General features: G+C 76.2%; 2 protein-coding genes. One reads left to right on the forward strand and one right to left on the reverse strand.

What is annotated here, in order from left to right; all coding sequences use genetic code 11:
- A partial coding sequence (locus SSBG_RS11675) for a hypothetical protein (protein ID WP_037869517.1) occupies nt 1-946 on the reverse strand: 946 nt, incomplete at its 3' end.
- Between the two features lie 257 nt (nt 947-1,203).
- Between SSBG_RS11675 and radA the strand changes: the two genes are divergently transcribed.
- On the forward strand, nt 1,204-2,395 hold a 1,192-nt coding region (radA, locus tag SSBG_RS11680; RefSeq protein ID WP_008746342.1), incomplete at its 3' end, for a DNA repair protein RadA.

Raw genomic sequence — 2,395 nt, forward strand, 5'->3', positions numbered from 1 at the left:
GGGCGAGGAGCGGGGCGGCGACGACGGTCGCCACGACCGTCGTCGTGACGGCGCGCGAGCGCAGCCGGTCGCGGCGGGCCGCGCGCTCCCTGGCATCCATCGGGAAGCCCCTGCGGTCGAGCCGGGGCTGGGCGGGACTCCGGCGGCGCCGGGGGGGCGCGACGGCGGGGCGCGCGAGGATCTCGGCGCGCGGGGCGGTGAGGACGGGCAGCGCGTCGGGCGTGACGGCGGTGCCGGGCCACGGCTCGGCGGCGCCGGCGCGTTCGGCGGTACGGCGGCAGCGCGGGCACTCGTCCACGTGGCGCACGAGTTCGCCGCGGAGCGCGGAGCCGAGGGGGATGCGGCGGTCGCCCGCGTACCGGGCGGCGACCGGGCAGCCGCCGCTGGCCGCGACGCCGAGCGCGACCCTGGTCCGCTCCACCTCGCACGCCGCCGCCGCGAGCAGTTCCCTGGCGGCGGTGGCCTCCAGGCCGATGACGGAGGCGACCTGGAGCGGGCTCAGCCCGTGCCGGACGGCGAGTTCGAGTGCCTCGCGCTGCTCGGGACTCGTACCCGCCGCCTCCGGCCAGGCGAGCCGCGCCAGTTCCCTGCGGCGCTCGCGCCCCTGCTCGGACTCCTCGCGCGCCCCCTCCTCGGAGTGCCCGCGTGTCGCGGTGAGCCGTCGTAGGCACACCCAGCGGGCGAGCGCGTAGAGCCACGCCAGCCGGTCCTCCTCGTCCTGCGGGGCGCGACCGTGCTTGCGCGCGGCGAGGTCGAGCACCTCGCGCACCACGCCGACCGCCGTCTCGTGCGCGCACAGGACGGAGAGGCAGTACGTGAAGAGGCCGTCGAGATGCCGGTCGAACCGCTCGTCGATGCCCTCGCCGGGCCGCGTCGCGGCCGCGCCGGGCACGCCCGAGGAGCCCGTACCGTCCCGGGAGGTGGAGTGCTCGGTCCTGCTGCTCATCACCCGGCGACCGTAGGCGCCCGTGCGCCCTCACTCGCCCCTCCTTGAGCCGTTTTACTCCTTACGGGTGAACAGATCGCTCGAAAGGGGACAGCGAGGAGCGCGTACGGGTCCGGGAGGGGGCGTACGAAGCGCTCCCGCCCGCGCCCCCGCCCCTCCACGCCCCACCGGACTCCGCGCCCCCGTCGAGCCCTCCCCTCCCGGCCGGGCCCCGTTGCCCGGCCCCCGTTGTCAGCGCCTCCCGCTACCGTGGCCGTATGCCCACCCGCACCAAGTCCGCCAAAGACCGGCCCTCCTTCCGCTGCACCGAGTGCGGCTGGCAGACCGCCAAGTGGCTGGGGCGCTGCCCGGAGTGCCAGGCGTGGGGGACGGTCGAGGAGTACGGGGCCCCGGCGGTGCGCACCACGGCGCCGGGTCGCGTCACCACCTCCGCCCTCCCCATCGCGCAGGTCGACGGACGGCAGGCCACCGCCCGTTCCACCGGCGTGCCCGAGCTGGACCGGGTGCTCGGCGGGGGGCTCGTGCCGGGCGCCGTGGTGCTCCTCGCGGGGGAGCCGGGGGTCGGCAAGTCCACGCTGCTCCTGGACGTCGCCGCGAAGGCGGCCGGCCCCGGGCGGCGCACGCTGTACGTCACGGGCGAGGAGTCCGCCTCGCAGGTCAGGCTGCGCGCGGACCGTATCGGCGCGCTGGACGACGAGTTGTACCTCGCTGCCGAGACCGACCTCGCCGCCGTCCTCGGCCACCTCGACGCGGTGAAGCCCGCGCTGCTCGTCGTGGACTCCGTGCAGACCGTCGCCTCGCCCGAGATCGACGGGGCGCCCGGCGGCATGGCGCAGGTGCGGGAGGTCGCGGGCGCGCTCATCCGCGCCTCGAAGGAGCGCGGCATGGCGACCCTCCTCGTCGGGCACGTCACGAAGGACGGCGCCATCGCCGGGCCCCGTCTGCTCGAACACCTCGTGGACGTCGTCCTCGGCTTCGAGGGGGACAGGCACGCGCGCCTGCGCCTCGTGCGCGGCGTCAAGAACCGCTTCGGGGCGACCGACGAGGTCGGCTGCTTCGAGCTGCACGACGAGGGCATCACCGGCGTCACCGACCCCTCGGGCCTCTTCCTGACCCGCCGTGACGAGCCCGTGCCGGGTACGTGTCTCACCGTCACGCTGGAGGGCCGCCGGCCCCTGGTCGCCGAGGTGCAGGCGCTCACCGTCGACTCGCAGATCCCCTCGCCGCGCCGCACCACCTCGGGCCTGGAGACGTCCCGCGTCTCGATGATGCTCGCCGTCCTCGAACAGCGCGGGCGGATCAGCGCGCTCGGCAAGCGCGACATCTACAGCGCGACGGTCGGCGGCGTGAAGCTCTCGGAACCGGCCGCGGACCTCGCCATCGCCCTCGCCCTCGCGAGCGCCGCGAGCGACACCCCGCTCCCCAAGAACCTCGTCGCGATCGGCGAGG

Source organism: Streptomyces sp. SPB074, assembly GCF_000154905.1.
Classification (GTDB): Bacteria; Actinomycetota; Actinomycetes; order Streptomycetales; family Streptomycetaceae; genus Streptomyces.